Consider the following 19,378-nt stretch of genomic DNA (forward strand, 5'->3'; position numbering starts at 1 on the left):
CGCGCGCGAGGACGCCGAGCGGCGCGCGGCCGAGGAGGCGGAGCGCGACCGGGCGGTCGACCGCGACCACCACGGCACGCCGGCCGAGGGGGAGGTGCGCTGATGGACGCGGGCTTCTGGGACGCGGCGGCGGACGTCGTCGTGAGCCTCGAGGTGCGCCGCTCCGCGGTCGCCGAGCTGGCCGACGTCGTGCTGCCCGTCGCCCCGCCCGTCGAGAAGGCGGGCTCGTTCTGGAGCTGGGAGGGGCGCCTGCGCCCGTTCCCCGCGGCGCTCGGGTCGACGGCCATGGCGGACCACCGGGTCCTCGACGCGCTCGCGGACGCCGCGGGCGCGCGCCTCGGCCTGCCGACGGTCGAGGCGGTGCGGGCGGAGCTCGCGCAGCTCGACGCGTGGGACGGCGCGCGGGTCCCGGCCCCGGACGTGGCCGCGGTCGAGCCGCCCGCCGTCGCGCCGGGCACCGCGGTGCTCGCGAGCTGGCGTCTGATGCTCGACGACGGCCGCGGCCAGGACGGCGAGCGCTACCTCGCCGGTACGGCCAAGCGACCGGTCGCGCGCATGTCCGCGACGACGGCCGCGGCGGTCGACGTGTTCGACGGCGAGCTCGTGCGCGTCGGCACCGACCGCGGCGCGATCACGCTCCCGGTCGTCGTCACGGACATGGTCGACCACGTGGTCTGGCTGCCGCTGCGGTCCGCCGGGTCGCAGGTCCACGCCACGCTCGGCGCCGTGCCGGGCGACGTCGTGACGCTCGCCCCGGCCGAGGTCGCGGCGCACGTCGCAGGAGGGGAGGGCGCATGATCCCGGGCGTCGCCGCGGACTTCTCGCAGGACAACGGCTGGACGTACCTCGTCAAGGCCGTGCTCATCGTCGTGTTCCTGCTCACGAGCGTGCTGCTCGCGATCTGGTTCGAGCGCAAGGTCGTGGCCCGCATGCAGGTGCGGCCCGGCCCGAACTGGCACGGCCCGTTCGGGCTGCTGCAGTCGCTCGCGGACGCGATGAAGCTGCTGCTCAAGGAGGACATCACCGTCAGGGCGGCCGACAAGTTCGTCTACGTGCTCGCCCCGATGATCTCGGTGTTCTGCTCGCTGCTCGTGTTCGCCGTCATCCCGTTCGGGCCCGAGGTGCGCATCCCGTTCACCGACTACGTGACGCCCGCGCAGCTCACCGACTTCCCCGTCGCGGTGCTGTACATCCTCGCGTGCGCCGCGCTCGGCGTGTACGGCATCGTGCTCGGCGGCTGGTCGTCGGGGTCCACGTACCCGCTGCTCGGCTCGGTGCGCTCGACGGCGCAGGTCATCAGCTACGAGCTCGCGATGGGCCTGTCGCTCGTGTCGGTGTTCATCATGGCCGGCTCGATGTCGACGTCGCAGATCGTCGACTCCCAGACGCCGCTGTGGTGGTTCCTGCCGCTGCTGCCCGCGTTCGTCATCTACGTCATCTCGATGATCGGCGAGACCAACCGCCTGCCGTTCGACCTCCCCGAGGCCGAGGGCGAGCTCGTGTCGGGCTACATGACCGAGTACTCGTCGATGAAGTTCGCGTGGTTCTTCCTCGCCGAGTACGTCAACATGATCAACGTCTCCGCGATCGCGACGACGCTGTTCTTCGGCGGCTGGCGGGCGCCGTGGCCCCTGTCGGCGATCAACGACGGCATGTTCAACGAGGGCTGGTGGCCGATCCTCTGGTTCCTCGTGAAGATGTGGGCCTTCATGTTCGTGTTCGTGTGGGTGCGCGGCACGCTCCTGCGCCTGCGCTACGACCAGTTCATGACGTTCGGCTGGAAGATCCTCATCCCCGCGGCGCTCTCCTGGGTCGTGCTCCTGTCGGTGGTCCAGGGCGTGCGCCAGTTCGGCGACGTCGACACCCGGCTCGTGGTCGGCATCGGTGCCGGCGTCGCGGTGCTCGTCGTGGCGGCGGTGTGGTTCTGGCCGCAGAAGGAGCCCGACCAGGCCGGAGCCGGCGGTGCGTCGTCGGGCGCCGAGGCAGGCACGCGGGCCGAGCCGTTCGACGCGTTCGCGGGCGGGTTCCCCGTGCCGCCGCTGCCGGGCCAGACGCTCCCGCCGTCCCCGCGCCGTCGTGCCCTCGTGCCCGACGACGCCCCGATCACGACCACCGACCCGGCCCACGACAAGGAGGTCGACCGTGCCTGAGGAACGACGGACCGGCGGGGAGTACGAGCCCCTGCGGCCGCAGGCGAAGGGCCTGCGCGAGGCGCTCGCGCCCGTCGCGGGCTTCGGGGTGACGTTCTCGTCGATGTTCCGCCCCACCGTGACCGAGCAGTACCCGCGCCAGAAGGTGCCGCCCAAGCCGCGGTACCACGGGCGCCACCAGCTCAACCGGTACGCCGACGGGCTGGAGAAGTGCATCGGGTGCGAGCTGTGCGCGTGGGCGTGCCCCGCCGACGCGATCTACGTCGAGGGCGCGGACAACGCCGACCTGCCGGAGAACGACGGCGGTCCCGCCGTCCACATGTCGCCCGGCGAGCGGTACGGCCGCGTCTACCAGATCAACTACCTGCGCTGCATCTTCTGCGGGCTGTGCATCGAGGCGTGCCCGACGCGCGCGCTGACGATGACGAACGAGTACGAGCTCGCCGGTCCGACGCGCGAGGGGATGATCTGGGAGAAGCAGGACCTGCTCGCCCCGCTGCGCGAGGGCATGCTCGCTGCGCCGCACCCCATGGTCCCCGGCACGACGGACACCGAGTACTACCGCGGCGAGGTCGACGGCCCGGTGGCCGAGCAGGTGGAGTGGGTGCGCGAGCACCGCCCCGACGACCCGACCCTCCCGCCCGAGCCCCCGGCCCCGCGGCCGGAGGTCCGCCGCGTCGAGCGCCCGGCGGGCCGGGGACGCGCGCCTCGGGTGGGCCGGTGACCGCGAGCGCGGGCGAGGCGGCCCTCTTCTGGGTCCTCGCCCCTCTCATGGTCCTCGCGGCGCTGTCGCTGCTGTTCGCCCGCAAGGCGGTGCACGCGGCGATCGCGGTCATGTTCGTCATGGTCGACCTCGCGATCCTCTACGTCGCGCAGGAGGCGTCGTTCCTCGGCGTCGTGCAGGTCGTCGTCTACACGGGCGCCGTGATGATGCTGTTCCTCTTCGTCCTCATGCTCGTCGGCGTCGACGCGTCGGACTCGCTCGTGGAGACGATCCGCGGGCAGCGGTGGATCGGCGTGCTGCTGGGCCTCGGCCTCGGCACGGTGCTCGTCGGCGTGATCACGCAGGCGACGTTCCCGCCGGCGGTCGGCCTGGCCGCCGCGAACGAGGTGACGAACCCGGTCGCGCTCGCCCGCGTGCTGTTCGCCGACTACGTGTTCGCGATGGAGGTCGTGGGCGTGCTGCTCGTGACGGCCGCCGTGTCGGCGCTCGTGCTCACGCACCGGCGCCGCCTCGTGCCGAAGGTCGGGCAGCGCGAGCAGGCCGACGCGAAGGTCGCGGCGCTGCCGTCGGGCGGGCGGCTCACCCCGCTCGCCGCGCCCGGCGTGTACGCGCAGAACAACGCGATGGACACGCCCGCGCTCGACCCGGCCGGGCGCCCGATCGAGGAGTCGGTCTCGCGCATCCTGCGCATCCGCGGGCAGGAGCGCTCGGCGGGCACGATCCTCGCCGCGGAGCGCGAGGTCCTCGTCGAGCACGAGCCGCAGCGCGCGCTGCCGGCCCTGCGCGCGGGCGACGCGAACGAGCGGAGCGTCCAGGCCGAGCCGGCGGGCGCGGACCCGGCGGGCGACGCCAGCGGGCCGACCGATCCGGGCCGGGCCCGCGTCGGGGCAGGGGAGGACTGATGGAGATCACCAACTACCTCGTGCTCTCGGCGGTCCTCTTCTCGATCGGCGCCGCGACGGTCCTCCTGCGCCGCAACGCGATCATCGTGTTCATGGGCGTCGAGCTCATGCTCAACGCGACGAACCTCGCGCTCGTCACGTTCGCCCGCATCCACGGCGACGTCACCGGGCAGGTGCTCGCGTTCTTCGTCATGGTCGTCGCCGCCGCCGAGGTCGTCGTGGGGCTCGCGATCATCGTGTCCATCTTCCGCACGCGTCGGTCCGCCTCGGTCGACGACGTCAACCTCCTCAAGAGCTGAGAGGCGGCACCGATGACGATGCTCCTCACGTCTCCGGCGGCGACCGGGCTCCTCGCCGGCCTGCCCGCGGACACCGCCGCCGTGCCCGTGAGCACGGACGTCCCCGGCGCGCTCGCGGCCGCGCCGCTGCTCGTCGCGCTGCCCCTGCTGGGCGCCGCGGTCCTCCTCCTCGCGGGGCGGCGCAGCGACCGGTGGGGCGCGTGGTTCGGCGTGGTGATGTCCGGCGCCGCGTTCGTCGTGGGCCTCGTGATGTTCCTCGCGATGCTCGACCTGCCGGCGGACGAGCGCGTCGTCGACCAGCACCTCGTCGACTGGATCGCCGCCGGCGGGCTCGACGTCGCGCTCGGGCTGCGGATCGACCCGCTGTCGATGACGTTCGTGCTGCTGGTGACCTTCGTCGGCACGCTCATCCACGTGTACGCGGTCGCCTACATGGAGAAGGACCCCGACCGACGGCGGTTCTTCGCGTACCTCAACCTGTTCGTCGCCGCGATGCTCGTGCTCGTCCTCGCGGACTCCTACCTCCTGCTGTTCGTCGGCTGGGAGGGCGTGGGCCTCGCGTCGTACCTGCTCATCGGGTTCTGGAACCACCGCCGCGACTACGCGGTCGCGGCGAAGAAGGCGTTCGTCATGAACCGCGTGGGCGACATCGGGCTCATCGTCGCGCTCATGCTCCTGTTCGCCACGTTCGGGGCGGTCGACTTCACGACCGTCTTCGCGCAGGCGCCCGAGGCGTCGACCGCGTTGCTCACCGCGACCGGTCTCGCGCTGCTGCTCGCGGCGTGCGGCAAGTCGGCGCAGTTCCCGCTGCAGGCGTGGCTCGGCGACGCGATGGCCGGCCCGACGCCCGTCTCCGCGCTCATCCACGCCGCCACCATGGTCACGGCGGGCGTCTACCTCGTCGTGCGGTCCGCGCCCATCTTCGAGGGCGCACCCACGGCGCAGCTCGTCGTGGTGGTCGTCGGCGCGGTGACGCTGGTCTTCGGGGCGGTCGTGGGCTGCGCGAAGGACGACATCAAGAAGGCGCTCGCGGCCTCGACCATGTCGCAGATCGGCTACATGGTCCTCGCCGCGGGCCTCGGCCCCATCGGCTACGCGTTCGCGATCTTCCACCTCGTCACGCACGGCTTCTTCAAGGCCGGCATGTTCCTCGGCGCCGGCTCGGTCATGCACGGCATGGACGACCAGGTGAACATGCGCCGGTTCGGTGCCCTGTCCCGGTACATGAAGGTCACCTTCGTGACGTTCGGGCTGGGGTGGCTCGCGATCATCGGCATCCCGCCGTTCTCCGGCTTCTGGAGCAAGGACAAGATCATCGAGGCCGCGTTCGTCCCGGTCGACGGCGAGCCGTGGCGCGCCTGGGTGTTCGGGGGAGCGGCGCTCGTCGGCGCCGGGATCACGGCCTTCTACATGTCGCGGCTGTTCTTCATGACGTTCGCGGGCCGGCGACGCTGGAACGACGGCAGCGGGACCGCGGACGGCCTGCGCCCGCAGGACGGCCCGGTGCGGCACCCGCACGAGTCCCCCGGCCTCATGGTCTGGCCGATGATCGTGCTCGCGACCGGGTCGGTCGCGCTCGGCTTCGTGCTCAACCTCGGCGGCCGCTTCGTCACGTGGCTCGAGCCCGTGACCGGCCACGCCGAGCACCACGAGCCCGTGCTTCCCGTGTGGTCGCTCGTCGCGCTCACGCTGCTCCTCGTCCTCGTGGGCGCCGCGCTCGCGTGGCGGCAGTACGCGATGTCGTCGGTCCCGATCCGCGCGCCGCGCGGGCGGGTGCTCACCCGCGCCGCACGCCGCGACCTCTACCAGGACGACGTCAACGAGGCCGTCTTCATGCGGCCCGGGCAGTACCTCACGCGGTCGCTCGTCTACGCGGACAAGGAGATGGTCGACGGCGGCTGGCTCGGCCTCGCGGGAGCGGTCGGCCGGGTCGGCGACCGGCTGCGCGGCTGGCAGAACGGCTACGTGCGCACCTACGGCGCGACGATGCTCGGCGGTGTCGTGGTGATCGCGGCCGTCGTGCTCGCCCTGTCCACCGGCACCGGGAACTGAAAGGCGTCGGCTCATGAACCAGACACTCCTCGACGTCCCCTGGCTCACCCTCCTCGTCGCGTGGCCCGTCGTCGGCGCGGCCGTGGTGTGGCTCACCGGCGCGGCCCGCACCCGCGGCGTCGGGGCCGGCGCGCTGCGCGCGGTCCGCGGCGTCGCGCTCGGCACGGCCCTCGTGGAGGTCGCGCTGCTCGTCGGAGCCTTCGCGGCGTTCGACGCCTCCGACGCCGGCACGCACCAGCTCACCGAGACGTACCCGTGGATCCCGCAGATCGGTGTGAGCTACGCCGTCGGGGTGGACGGCGTCGGCCTCGCGCTCGTCGCGCTCGCCGTGGTGCTCGTGCCGCTCGTCGTCCTCGCGGCGTGGCGCGAGCAGGACGGCGACGCCCGCCGCCTGCGCCACTACCTCGGCCTCGTGCTCCTGCTCGAGGCGTTCATGGTCGCGGTGTTCGCCGCGCGCGACGTGTTCCTGTTCTACGTGCTGTTCGAGGCCATGCTCGTCCCGGTCTACTTCATGATCGGCGGCTTCGGCACCGGCGCGCGGCGACGGTACGCCGCGGTGAAGTTCCTGCTCTTCTCCCTCGCGGGCGGCCTGATCATGCTCGCCGCCGTCATCGCGCTGTACGTCCAGGTGCCGGTCGACCCGGCCACGGGCACGCGGCCCGACGACGCGTTCCTCACCGCGAACCTCGTCGAGACGTTCACGGCGAACCCCCTGCCGGTGACCACCGAGCGACTGCTGTTCCTCGGCTTCTTCCTCGCGTTCGCGATCAAGGCGCCGCTGTTTCCCGTGCACACGTGGCTGCCCGACGCCGCGCAGCACGCCCCGGCGGGCACGTCGACGCTGCTCGTCGGCGTGCTCGACAAGGTCGGCACCTTCGGGATGCTCACGCTGTGCCTGCCGCTCTTCCCGCACGCGAGCGCGTGGGCCGCGCCCGTCGTCGTGGGCCTCGCCGTGGTGTCGATCCTCTACGGAGCGCTCATGGCCATCGGGCAGAGCGACCTCATGCGCCTGATCGCCTACACGTCGGTGTCGCACTTCGGATTCATCGTGCTCGGCATCTTCGCGTTCACGTCGCTCAGCGTGTCCGGGTCGTCGTTCTACATGGTCAACCACGGCATCTCCACCGGCGCCCTGTTCCTCCTCGCCGGCTTCCTCGTCACCCGGCACCCGGAGCGCTCGCAGCGCATCGACGACTACGGCGGGCTGCAGCGCGTCGTCCCGGTGCTCGCGGGGACGTTCCTCGTCGCCGGCCTCTCGGCGCTGTCGCTGCCGGGTCTGTCGACGTTCGTCAGCGAGATCATGGTGCTCGTCGGCACGTACCCCCGCAGCGCCTGGGCGGCGTTCGTCGCCGTGCTCGGCGTGGTCCTCGCGGCGCTCTACGTGCTCCTCACCTACCAGCGCCTGTTCACCGGCGGTGCGCGGCCCGGCCTCGAGCAGCTGCCCGACCTCGGCGCCCGCGAGAAGTGGGTCGTCGCGCCGCTCGTCGCGATCCTCCTCGTGCTCGGGTTCTACCCCGCGCCCGCGCTCGACCTCGTGGACGAGCCCGCGGACGTCACCGTGCGCCACCTCGTCGAGACGGGCGCCGCGGAGCCGGCCGAGCCCGGCGTCTTCGTCATCCCCGCCGGCACCGAGGAAGGGAGCGAGTCGTGAACAACTCGTTCGTGGCCCCCACCGTCGACTGGACCTACCTCCTTCCGGTCCTCGTCGTGCTCGGCGCGGGCGTCCTCGGCGTCCTCGTCGAGGCGTTCGTCCCCGCCCGCGCACGCCGCACCACGCAGGTCGTCCTCGCGCTCGCCGCGACGGCCGGGGCGCTCGCGGCGGTCGTCGTGCTCTGGCGCGACCCGGCCGTCCAGGGGACCGAGACCGGCGTCCCGGGCGTCCGGGTGCTCGGCGGCTCGATGGTCGTCGACCACTTCGGTCTCGCCGTCCAGGGCACGGTGGCGCTGCTGGCGTTCCTCGCGCTGCTCGTGATCGCCGACGGCACCTCGGCAGGGCAGGACGCGTTCGCCCCGACGGCCGCCGCGGTGCCCGGCTCGCCGTACGAGGACCTCGCGCGCCGCAAGGGTCTGCAGCAGACCGAGGTGTACCCGCTCGTGCTCTTCGCCGTCGGCGGCATGATGATCTTCCCCGCGACGGGCAACCTGCTCGTCCTGTTCGTCGCGCTCGAGGTGCTCTCGCTCCCGCTGTACGTGCTGTCCGCGATGGCGCGCCGACGCCGCCTGCTCTCCCAGGAGGCGTCCTTCAAGTACTTCCTGCTCGGCGCGTTCGCGTCGGCGCTGCTCGTGTTCGGCGTCGCGCTCGTCTACGGCTTCGCCGGGTCCGTGGACCTCGCGGTGATCCAGCAGGTCGTCGCCACGGGGGAGACGCCCGTCGCCGACATGCCGGGTCTCGTGCTCACGGGCCTGCTGCTCGTCCTGGCCGGGCTGCTGTTCAAGATCGGTGCCGCGCCGTTCCACGCCTGGACGCCCGACGTCTACCAGGGCGCCCCCACGCCGATCACCGGCTTCATGGCCGCGTGCACCAAGGCGGCCGCGTTCGGCGCGCTGCTGCGCGTCCTGTACTCCGTCGCGATCGGCCTCCAGGTCGGCGCGCCCGAGCTGCGCGACAACCTGTTCGTGGCGCTGTGGGTGGTCGCCCTGCTCACGATGGTGGTCGGCACGGTGGTCGGCGTCGTCCAGACCGACGTCAAGCGCCTCCTCGCGTACTCCTCCATCGCGCACGCCGGGTTCCTGCTCGTCGCCGTCGTCGGCTTCTCCCGGCTGTCGCTGCGCGCGACCGTCTTCTACCTGCTGGTCTACGGGCTCGCGACGGTCGGCGCGTTCGCGGTCGTCACGCTCGTGCGCGAGAAGGCGCCCGCGGCGACCGAGCGCGTCCCGGCCACGGTCGGGGCGGGCACTTCCGGCGAGGCGTCGGACGCGGACCTCGTGGGCGACGAGGGTGCGGCCGCGTCCGGCGCGGGGTCCGCCGGCTCGGGCACGCCCGACGGCGGTGCCGTGCTCGGCGAGGCGACGCACCTCTCGCAGTGGGCCGGGCTGGGGCGTCGCAGCCCGTGGCTCGCGGGCGCGTTCTCCCTCTTCCTGCTGTCCATGGCGGGGATCCCGCTCACCGCCGGGTTCATCGCGAAGTTCACGGCGTTCGGCGCCGCGATCGCCGGCCCCGACGGGGACGGCGGAGGCGCGACGTGGGTGCTGGCCGTGGTCGGCGTCGTCGCGTCCGCGGTGGCCGTCTTCTTCTACGTGCGGATCATCGTGCTCATGTACTTCACGGCTCCCGCCGACGACACCGCCGGCGGTCCCGACGGCGCGCCGACCGGCGACGGGGGCGTCGGTGTGACCGTCGTGCGCTCCACGGGGCCGACCGCCGTGGCGATCGTTGTGTGCGCCGTCGGCGTGCTCGTGCTCGGCGTTTTGCCGTCCCCGGTTCTCGATCTGGCGGCCGAGGCGGTTAAGTTCGTCCCGTGACCTCCGTTCCCTCCGGGCCGTCTGCGCGGACGACCCCCGTGACGACGACCGCCATCCCGATCCAGGATCCCGAGCTGGCCGCCGCGCTGACGAGCCGCCTCGCGAGCGTCGAGACGCGGTTGCGGGACGCCGTGGCGCACGCCGACCCGCTCGCCGACACGGCGTCGCGGCACCTGGTGAACGCGGGCGGCAAGCGCCTGCGCCCGCTGCTCACGCTGCTCGCGGCGGAGCTCGGCGACGGCGCGCGGCCGGAGGTCGAGGAGGCGGCGGTCGTCGTCGAGCTGACGCACCTCGCGTCGCTCTACCACGACGACGTCATGGACTCCGCCCCGGTGCGCCGCGGCGCACCCTCGGCGCACGCGGTGTTCGGCAACTCCGTCGCCATCATGGTCGGCGACCTGCTCTTCGCGCGCGCCGCGTCGACCGTCGCCGCGCTCGGCCCGGAGGCCGTGCTCATCCAGGCGGGGACGTTCGAGCGCCTGTGCCTCGGCCAGCTCCACGAGACGGTCGGGCCCGACGCGGGCGAGGACCCGGTCGAGCACTACCTGCAGGTGCTCGCCGACAAGACGGCCTCGCTCCTCGCGACGTCCGCCCGGCTCGGCGCGATGTTCGCCGGGTGCGAGCGGTCCGTCGTGGAGACCGTCGCGTCCTACGGCGAGAAGCTCGGCGTCGCGTTCCAGCTCGCGGACGACGTCCTCGACCTCGCCTCGTCCGGCGACGAGTCCGGCAAGACGCCGGGCACGGACCTGCGCGAGAAGGTGCCGACCATGCCGGTGCTGCTCCTGCGGGCGCGCGTCGCCGACGGGAGCGCCACGGCCGCCGACGTCGCGCTCGTCGAGCTGCTCGACTCCGACCTCTCCGACGACGCTGCCCTCGCCGACGCGGTCGCCGCGCTGCGCCGCCACGAGGTCCTCGCGGAGACCCGCGCCCTCGCCGTCCGGTGGGCGCGCGACGCCGCGGCGGAGCTCGACGCGCTCGCCGACGGGCCCGTCGCGGACGCCCTGCGGTCGTTCGCGGAGGCGCTCGCCGACCGCGCCGCCTGACGGTCGCCGGCGACCTGTTCTGGCGGGTCGCAGGGGAGTTGTCCCCATGGGCGCGGGGAGGACCATCCCGGGACGTGCGGTTATCCTCGTGTGCGCGACCGGTGCGCGCTGCCAGGAGAGACGGTGATCGGCCAGGCGGCGGTAGGGGCCCGGTCGCCCGTCGACCCGTCATCCCGGAGGATCCGTGGGCTTCCTGTCGCGCCTGAACGACAACCGCCGCACCGTCGCATCCGTGAGCACCGTCTCGGTGTTCTCGACCGCGGTCGTCGGCCTCGCCCTCTTCTACGACGGTGAGGCGACGGCGGACGTCGAGCTCAACGACTCCGGCGTGTGGGTGACGAAGACCTCCGCGGGCCTGCTCGGCCGGTTCAACTACGAGTCGCAGGCCCTCGACGGCTCGCTCGTCGCGGGCAGCGCGTCCTTCGACGTCCAGCAGGACGAGGGGCGGGTGCTCCTCGACGACGGCGGGACGAGCACGGCGTCGCCCGTCGACGTCGCGCACCTCGAGCTGAGCGGGCAGGTGCGCCTGCCCGCGGGCGCGCAGGTCGCCTCGGGCGGCGCGACGACGGCGATCCTCGACGGCGAGGAGGGCCTGCTGTGGGTCCTGCCGTTCGACGGCGCGACGGCGTTCGACGCCGAGGAGACCGAGCCGGTCGCGGAGCTGGGCGGCGACGGTGCGCTGACGGTGTCGCGCGACGGGACCGTGTTCGCGGCGGTGCCGTCGACCGGCACGCTCGTGACGGTCGAGACGAATGCCGGCGGAGAGCCCGAGGGGGAGGCGCAGGAGTCGTCGCTGCCGGTGAGCACGGGAGCGGAGCTCCAGGTGACGGCCGTCGGCGACGAGCCCGTCGTCCTCGACCGGTCGGGCGGGCAGCTGGTGCTGCCGGGCGGCGAGTCGGTCACGCTCGACGGTGCCGAGCAGGCCGCGCTGCAGCAGCCGTCCGCGGCCGAGGACGCCGTCGTCGTGGCGACGTCGACCGGCCTCGTGTCCCAGCCGCTGGACGGCGGCGACGCGCAGGTGCGCCGCGCCGAGGGCGTGCCGTCGGCACCGGTGCAGCTCGACGGCTGCACGTACGCGGCGTGGTCGTCGACGGGCCAGGTCATCCGCGACTGCGAGGGCCCGGACGACGACGTCGACAAGCGCCTCGAGGGCGTCGACCCGCAGGCGCGTCTGGAGTACCGGGTCAACCGCCACGTCATCGTCCTCAACGACCTCTCGGCCGGCACGCTGTGGATGGCGGCGGACGAGTACGAGAAGGTCGAGGACTGGGACCTCGTCATCCCCGAGGAGGCGGAGGGCGAGGAGTCCGACGCCGAGCTGACCAACCCCGAGCAGGTCGACCAGTTCATCGCCGACCGCTCGCAGCCCAACCGCCCGCCGCAGCCGCAGGACGACGCGTTCGGCGCCCGGCCCGGCCGCACGACCGTGCTGCCCGTGCTCGCCAACGACGTCGACCCGGACGGCGACGTCATGACAGCCTCCCTCGCGGGCGAGTCGCCCGGCAACGCGACCGTGCAGCAGATCCTCGGGGGAGCGGCGCTGCAGGCCGTCGTGCCCGAGGACGCCGAGGGCACCCAGGGCTTCCGCTACTCCGTCTCCGACGGCCGCGGCGGCGTCGCCGAGGCCGCGGTCTCGCTGAAGATCTCGCCGTGGGGCGAGAACGCCCCGCCGGAGCCCACGGGCGACCCGGTGCTCAAGGTCGAGCAGGGAGGCACCGCGACGATCAAGGTCCTCCCGTTCTTCCGCGACCCGGACGGCGACGACCTCTACCTCGCGTCCGCCGCGGCCACCGTCCCGGGCGACGACGTGCGCTCGCGCCCCGACGGCTCGGTCGAGTTCCGCGACGGCGGTACCTCGACGGGCCGCAAGATCGTCACGCTGTCGGTCGCCGACGGCCTCGGCGGCGTCGCCGAGGGCAAGCTCCTCGTCGACGTCGTGCCCGGGCCGCAGCCGCCCATCCCGGTGAGCGACCACGTCGTCGTCCCCGCGGGCCAGCCGGTCACGGTCGAGCCGCTGCGCAACGACACCGACCCGAACGGGGACGAGCTGCGCCTCGCGTCGGTCTCCGAGTCGGCCCCGGCCGAGATCACGCCGAACTACGACGCGGGCACGTTCACGTTCATGTCGAACGAGCCGCGGTCCTACGACCTCACCTACCAGGTGACGGACGGCCCGAACGCGGCGACCGGCCTCGTGCGCGTCGACGTCCTGCCGCCGTCCGCCGCGGAGGGCGCGCCCGTCGTCGTCGCCGACACCGCGCTGCTGCCCACGGGCGGCTCGACGCTCGTCGACGTCCTCGCCAACGACACCGACCCGGCCGGCGGCGTGCTCGTCGTGCAGTCGGTGCGCGTGCCCGACGACGCGGGCATCTCCGTGGCGGTGCTCGCGCACCAGATGCTGCGCGTCACCGAGATCCGGCGCCTCGACGGCCCGGTGACGGTCGAGTACACCGTGTCGAACGGGACCCAGACGGCGACCGGGCAGGTGCGGGTCGTGCCCGTGCCGGCACCGACGCGCCTCCAGCCGCCGAACGCCGTCGCCGACGAGGTGACCGTGCACGCCGGCGACATCGTGACGATCCCGGTGCTGAAGAACGACACGCACCCCGACGGCCTCGAGCTGTTCCTCCAGCCGGAGCTCGAACAGGACGTCGACCCGGCGCTCGGCGAGTCGTTCGTCTCCGAGGACACGCTGCGGTTCCGCGCCGGCTCCGAGGCCGGCACCGCGTACGCGATCTACCGCGTGCGGGACGTCAACGGGCAGGAGGACTCCGCCCAGGTGACGATCCGCATCCGCGACGGCGAGGACAACGCGCCGCCGCAGCCGCGCGAGGTCGAGGCGCGCGTCCTCTCGGGCGCGAGCGTGCGGATCGACATCCCGCTGCACGGCATCGACCCCGACGGCGACTCGGTCCAGGTGACCGGCATCGCGTCGCCGGCGTCGAAGGGCACCGCGAGCCTCGTCGACGGGTTCGTCGAGTACGCGGCGTCCAAGAACTCGACCGGCCTCGACACGTTCACCTACTCGGTGCTCGACGCGCGCGGCGCGACGGCGACGGGGACCGTGCGGGTCGGCATCTCGCGCCCGGGCGAGACGAACCAGCCGCCCGTGGCCGTCGACGACGAGGTGACCGTGCGCCCCGGGCGCACCGTCGCGGTCGCGGCGCTCGCCAACGACACCGACCCGGACGGCGACCAGGTGGGGCTCGTGCCGTCGGCCGTCGAGGACGAGCACGGCATGGACGCCGAGGTCGTCGCCGACCGCATCGTCGTGAACACCCCGGCCGAGGACGGCGCGTACACGTTCTACTACGGCATCCAGGACTCGTACGGCGCACGCGCCACGGGTGCGGTGACCGTGAACGTGGCCGCGGACGCGCCGCTGCAGCCGCCCGTCGCGCGCGACGACGCCGTCCCGGTCGAGGACATCCTCGGCGAGACGACGGTGACCGTCCCCGTGCTCGAGAACGACGACGACCCCGACGGCGCCGCGACGGAGCTCGTGGTCACGAGCGACGCCGAGTCCGCCGCCGTGACCGACGGCGGCGAGCTCGAGATCACGCTCACCGAGGGCCGTCAGGTCGTCACGTACACCGTGACCGACCCCGACGGGCTCACGGCGAAGGCGTTCGTCAAGGTCCCCGGCCTCACCGACCAGGCGCCGACGCTGCGCCCCGGCATCACGCCCCTCGAGGTGAACAGCGGCGAGCCGCTCGAGATCGACATCACGGACTACGTGCTCACGGTGGAGGGCCGGTCGCCGCGCCTGACGGTCGAGGACAAGGTCACGGCGCTCGAGGGCTCGCGCGAGGTCACGAGCATGACGACGCTCACGTACACGTCGAACGCCGGGTACGTCGGCCCCGCCGCCGTGACGTTCGAGGTCACCGACGGCTCCGGCCCCGGCGACCCGGACGGCAACACGGCTCTGCTCACGCTGCCGATCACCGTGCTGCCGCCGGAGAACATGCCGCCGGAGATGAGCGGTACGCCGACGCTCGACGTCGCGGCCGGCGAGGAGGCGGCGGTCGACCTCGCGCGGTTCGCGACCGACCCGGACGAGGACGCGCTGACGTTCCGCGTCACGGGTGAGGCCCCGGGTGTCACGCTGTCCATGGAGGGCTCGACGCTGCAGGCGCAGGCGAACCCCGACGTGCCCAAGGGCACGGTCGTCAGCGTGCCGATCACCGTGACCGACGGCGAGCACCCGCCGGTCGAGGCGTCGGCCACTCTCACCGTGGTCGCCTCGACGCGTCCGCTCGTCCGCGCCAACACGGACACGCTCGACGACGCCCACCAGGGCAAGGCCAGCACCATTCCTGTGCTCGCGAACGACTCCAACCCGTTCCCGGAGACGCCGCTCAACCTCGTCTCGGCCGGTGTCGAGACCGGCCAGGGCAGTGCGACGGTCGACGGCGACCAGGTGGTCGTCACGCCGGACGAGTCGTTCGTCGGCGTGATGGTCGTCCGGTACCGCGTCGAGGACGCGACGAAGGACCCGGACCGCATCGTCGACGGGCAGATCCAGGTGACCGTGCTCGGCAAGCCCGAGGCGCCGACGACGCCGCAGGTCGGCGACGTGCGGTCGAAGACCGTGGTGCTCAGCTGGGATCCGCCGAACAACAACGGGTCCGAGATCACGGGCTACACCGTGCGTTCGCAGAACGGCTACGAGAAGCAGTGCGGCACCACGACGTGCACGCTCGACGGACTGACGAACAACGTCGAGTACACGTTCACGGTGTTCGCGACGAACGACGTCGGCGACGGCCCCGCGTCTCCCGCGTCGGCCGTCGCGCGTCCGGACGAGAAGCCGGACCCGCCCGCGGCTCCGGAGCTCGAGTTCGGCGACGAGTCGCTGACCGTCACGTGGAGCAACAAGACCTACACCGACCGCTCTCCCATCGAGACCGTCAATCTCGAGATCTCGCCGGCCCCACCTGCCGGTGCGATCCAGAAGACCGACCTCACCGGCACGCAAACCACGTGGGACGGGCTGAAGAACGGCGTCGCCTACCGCGTGCGGGTTCAGGCGGTCAACAAGGCGCCGGACCCCTCCGAGTGGGGCGAGTACTCGGCCGAAGAGATCCCCGCCGGTGTGCCCGACGCTCCTGCAGCACCGACCGCCACACGTGTGGAGACAGGCGTCGGTGGGCAGGTCCGGGTGACGTGGACGGCACCGTTCGAGAACGGCGACGCCGTGAAGTCGTACGACTTCGACATTCTCAAGAACGGGTCCGTCGAGCGGACGATCCCCGGCGTGACCGGGACGTCGCAGACCCTGGAGAACCTCGACACGAACGCGTCGTACACCTTCCGGGTCACGGCGGAGAACAAGGCCGGCAAGTCGGCCGTGGGTGCGACGTCGAACGCCGTCGTCCCGTACGGCACCCCGGACACGCCTGCCGCTCCGCGTGCCGAGCTCATCCCTGGTGACACGAACCAGAAGGCCCGCGTGACGTGGAACAACATCGCGAATGCTCGCGGGACGGGGCTCTACTACGAGGTCCGTGCCAACGGCGGCGGTGCGCGCCGCGCCGACTCCGGCATGACGTACACCGGCCTGACCAACGGCGAGAACTACTCGTTCACCGTCCGAGCGTGCAACGCGTACACGTGCTCCGGTTGGTCGGACGCGTCGAACACGGTGAAGCCCTACGGTGCGCCGCCTGCCCCGACCGTCAGCGGTGCCAACGCGGGCGTCGGGGCCACGCAGACCTCCGTGTCCTGGAGCACGAACGGCGAGAACGGCCGTCCGATCCAGATGCAGGTCCGCATCGGTGGCGGCGGGTGGGAGAACGTCGGCAACACCGGGTCCCGGACCGTCGGCAACGGCTACGACCAGTCGATCCAGATCTGCGGCCGCGTGCAGGACAGCGAGGGCCAGACGAGCGGTGAGAAGTGTGCGACAGCCCGTACCGGATCGCAGCCTGAACCGCGCGCCGTCGTGAGCAAGGGCGGGTACGTGAGCAATTCCCAGTGCGGTGATGGCACGTGCCACTACTTCCAGGTGACGACGACCAACTTCCGGGACACCGGCAACAGGTTCGTGGAGTGCTGGACCGACCGCAACGGCGCGCACTCCTTCGGCGGCACCACGGAGAACGTCCCGGCGAACGGGACGTTCCAGGTCGGGTGCTTCATCGGCTACGGCTCTCCGAAGTTCCCCGGCCACAACGTCTGGGTCGTCATCAACGGCCAGCGGTACGAGGCGAGCCGCTGGTGACCGGAACCGAGCCGTGCGACGCCACGACACCTTGAACCTCGACGCCACGACCAGGACAGGAACGACATGAGCACGATGACCCCCGAGCAGGCCACCTGGTTCGCTCAGACCTTCGACCGCCTCGTCGGCAACGTCGGCCAGGCCGTGCTGGGCAAGTCGCACGTCGTGCGGCTCGCGCTGACGTGCATGCTGTCCGAGGGGCACCTGCTGCTCGAGGACGCGCCGGGCACCGGCAAGACGTCGCTCGCCCGCGCGATCGCGGCGAGCGTCCAGGGCACGCAGAACCGCATCCAGTTCACGCCGGACCTGCTGCCGTCCGACGTGACGGGTGTGACGATCTACGACCAGAAGAGCGGGAAGTTCGACTTCCACCCGGGCCCGATCTTCGCGTCGATCGTCCTCGCGGACGAGATCAACCGTGCGTCGCCCAAGACGCAGTCGGCGCTCCTCGAGGTCATGGAGGAGGGCCGGGTCACGGTCGACGGCGTCGGCCACGAGGTCGGCCGCCCGTTCATGGTCATCGCGACGCAGAACCCCATCGAGCAGGCCGGCACCTACCGCCTGCCCGAGGCGCAGCTCGACCGCTTCCTCATGAAGTCGTCGATCGGCTACCCCGACCACGCGTCGACGGTCGAGATCCTCTCGGGCGCGTCGGTGCGTGACCGGAGCAAGGCGCTGCAGCCGCTCATCACGACCCAAGCCGTGACGGAGATGGCCGAGCTCGCGGCGCGCGTCCACGTCGACGGCGCGGTCCTCGAGTACATCTCGCGCCTCGCCGAGGAGACGCGCAACGCGCCCGAGGTGCGCGTCGGCGTCTCCGTCCGCGGTGCGCTCGCGCTCGTGCGCTGCACCAAGGTGTGGGCGGCCGCGCACGGCCGCAACTACGTGCTGCCGGACGACGTCAAGGAGCTCGCGCAGCCCGTGTGGGCGCACCGCTTCGTGCTCGACCCGGAGGCCGAGTTCGCCGGCGCAACGAACGAGGGCATCCTCGCCCGCCTCCTCGCGGACGTCGCCGCGCCGCAGGAGCGCCGCAGCGCCTGAGCCGCCGCGCACACCTGACGACGCAGCACGCAGCACCACGACCCGACCCGCACGAGAGCAGGACCATGAGCGACTTCCGACCCCGACCCCGCGGCGCGTCCGCCGGCACCCCGCCGACGACCGCGCTCGCCGGGCTGCTGCGTCCGCTCACCTCCGGCGCGGGCCGCGCGCTCGCGCCGGTCGGCCGGGCGCTCGAGCCGCTGCGCACGGCCGTGGGCCCGGTCACGTCGGCGGTCAGCCCGTTCGGCTGGGCCGCGCTCGTCGCGGCGGCCCTCTCCTGGTGGGCGGGGCTGCGGTTCTCGTGGCTCGAGCTGGTCGTCGTCGCGATCCTCCTCACGGTCGCGCTGCTCGCCGCCGTCGTGTTCGTGCTCGGGCGGTTCCGCTACGCCGTGGTGCTCGACCTCGCGCAGCAGCGCGTGACGGTGGGCGACCGCGCGGTCGGGCGCCTGGACGTGAGGAACGACTCGTCGCGCGCCCTGCTGCCGTCCGTCATGGAGCTGCCGGTGGGGCAGGGGATGGCGAGCTTCCCCGTGCCGCGGCTGCGGCCGGGCGCGAACCACGAGGAGATCTTCACCGTCCCGACGCACCGGCGGTCGGTCATCTCGGTGGGCCCGGTCCGCTCCGTGCGCGCCGACCCGCTCGGCCTCCTGCGCCGCGAGGTCGTGTGGACGGAGCCCGAGGAGCTCTTCGTCCACCCGCGCGTGAAGAACCTGACCGGCTCCTCGACCGGGTTCCTCAAGGATCTCGAGGGCCGCGTGACGACGGACATCTCGAACTCCGACGTGTCGTTCCACGCGCTGCGCGACTACGTGCCCGGTGACGACCGTCGCCACATCCACTGGAAGACGACCGCGCGCACCGGCCAGCTCATGGTCCGCCAGTTCGAGGAGACGCGGCGCTCGCACCTCGCGGTGCTGCTGTCCACGCGCGCGGACGACTACGCGCACGACGACGAGTTCGAGCTCGCCGTGAGCGTCTGCGGCTCGCTCGGGCTCCAGGCCATCAAGGAGGACCGCGGCGTCACGGTCCTCGTCAACGACGGCAACCTGCGCGGCGACCACCGCACCCGCCTGCTCGACGACCTCTCGCGCGTCGACACGGGCACGCAGCGCTCGACGCTCGTCGACGTCGCCCGCGTGGCCGGCTCGACCATCGCCGACGCGTCGGTCGTGGCGTTCGTCGTCGGTTCGCGCGTGACCCCGACCGAGCTGCGCGCGGCGTCCGCGCGGCTGCCCCAGGACGTCCGGGTCATGGCGATCCAGTGCGCGCCCGGCGCCTCGCTGAGCCGGCACGCGATCGCCGAGCTCGTCGTCCTGACGATCGGGGAGCTCGCCGAGCTCCCGGCCGCCCTGCGGAGGCTGAACGACTGATGAGCGCTCCAAGCAGCACCACCACGCGCGGCTCGCGCCGCGTCCCGCCCACGCCGTCCGGGGCGTCCGGCGCGACGTCGGGCACCGCCCGGCGCGGCACGACCCGGCG

The 19,378-nt window shown here is 72.7% G+C and carries 12 protein-coding genes; all 12 read left to right on the forward strand.

All coding sequences use genetic code 11. The features are described 5' to 3' along the window. Positions 1-102 precede the first annotated feature (102 nt). Positions 103-798, forward strand: coding sequence for a molybdopterin dinucleotide binding domain-containing protein (locus tag JZ5iCDA_RS08070; RefSeq protein WP_069386709.1), 696 nt, complete (start codon positions 103-105; stop codon positions 796-798). Beyond that, positions 795-2,150 carry an NADH-quinone oxidoreductase subunit NuoH gene (gene nuoH / locus JZ5iCDA_RS08075; RefSeq protein ID WP_069386710.1) on the forward strand — a complete coding sequence of 452 codons (1,356 nt, stop codon included), beginning with the start codon at positions 795-797 and terminating at the stop codon, positions 2,148-2,150. The genes JZ5iCDA_RS08070 and nuoH overlap by 4 nt, the downstream gene beginning before the upstream one ends. Continuing rightward, positions 2,143-2,874, forward strand: a complete 732-nt coding sequence (nuoI, locus tag JZ5iCDA_RS08080; protein WP_216093417.1) for an NADH-quinone oxidoreductase subunit NuoI — start codon at positions 2,143-2,145, stop codon at positions 2,872-2,874. Before nuoH ends, nuoI begins: the two co-directional genes overlap by 8 nt. Continuing rightward, the gene (locus JZ5iCDA_RS08085) at positions 2,871-3,776 is read left to right on the forward strand and encodes an NADH-quinone oxidoreductase subunit J (protein WP_083259797.1); all 906 of its coding nucleotides are present in this window, start codon (positions 2,871-2,873) and stop codon (positions 3,774-3,776) included. Before nuoI ends, JZ5iCDA_RS08085 begins: the two co-directional genes overlap by 4 nt. Then, positions 3,776-4,075, forward strand: a complete 300-nt coding sequence (gene nuoK, locus JZ5iCDA_RS08090) for an NADH-quinone oxidoreductase subunit NuoK (RefSeq protein ID WP_069386711.1) — start codon at positions 3,776-3,778, stop codon at positions 4,073-4,075. Before JZ5iCDA_RS08085 ends, nuoK begins: the two co-directional genes overlap by 1 nt. 12 nt (positions 4,076-4,087) lie before the next feature. Continuing rightward, a complete protein-coding gene (gene nuoL, locus JZ5iCDA_RS08095) occupies positions 4,088-6,127 on the forward strand; it encodes an NADH-quinone oxidoreductase subunit L (protein WP_083259798.1) in 2,040 nt (679 codons plus the stop codon). Positions 6,128-6,140: 13 nt separating this feature from the next. After that, positions 6,141-7,778 (forward strand): NADH-quinone oxidoreductase subunit M, encoded by a 1,638-nt coding sequence (locus tag JZ5iCDA_RS08100; protein WP_069386712.1) that lies wholly within the window; start codon positions 6,141-6,143, stop codon positions 7,776-7,778. After that, positions 7,775-9,589 (forward strand): NADH-quinone oxidoreductase subunit NuoN, encoded by a 1,815-nt coding sequence (nuoN, locus tag JZ5iCDA_RS08105; protein WP_069386713.1) that lies wholly within the window; start codon positions 7,775-7,777, stop codon positions 9,587-9,589. Before JZ5iCDA_RS08100 ends, nuoN begins: the two co-directional genes overlap by 4 nt. 38 nt (positions 9,590-9,627) lie before the next feature. Beyond that, entirely contained in the window at positions 9,628-10,632 is a 1,005-nt protein-coding gene (locus JZ5iCDA_RS08110) for a polyprenyl synthetase family protein (RefSeq protein ID WP_069386714.1), read from the forward strand. Between the two features lie 232 nt (positions 10,633-10,864). Then, the gene (locus tag JZ5iCDA_RS08115; protein WP_253182011.1) at positions 10,865-16,858 is read left to right on the forward strand and encodes an Ig-like domain-containing protein; all 5,994 of its coding nucleotides are present in this window, start codon (positions 10,865-10,867) and stop codon (positions 16,856-16,858) included. 66 nt (positions 16,859-16,924) lie between these two features. Next, on the forward strand, positions 16,925-17,899 hold the full coding sequence (locus tag JZ5iCDA_RS08120) for an AAA family ATPase (RefSeq protein ID WP_069386716.1): 975 nt from the start codon (positions 16,925-16,927) through the stop codon (positions 17,897-17,899). Between the two features lie 65 nt (positions 17,900-17,964). Further along, positions 17,965-19,269: a DUF58 domain-containing protein gene (locus tag JZ5iCDA_RS08125; protein ID WP_083259799.1), complete on the forward strand. Its 1,305-nt coding sequence runs from the start codon at positions 17,965-17,967 to the stop codon at positions 19,267-19,269. Positions 19,270-19,378 lie beyond the last annotated feature (109 nt).

The sequence above is a fragment of the Cellulosimicrobium cellulans genome, from assembly GCF_001722485.1.
Lineage (GTDB): Bacteria > Actinomycetota > Actinomycetes > Actinomycetales > Cellulomonadaceae > Cellulosimicrobium > Cellulosimicrobium cellulans_A.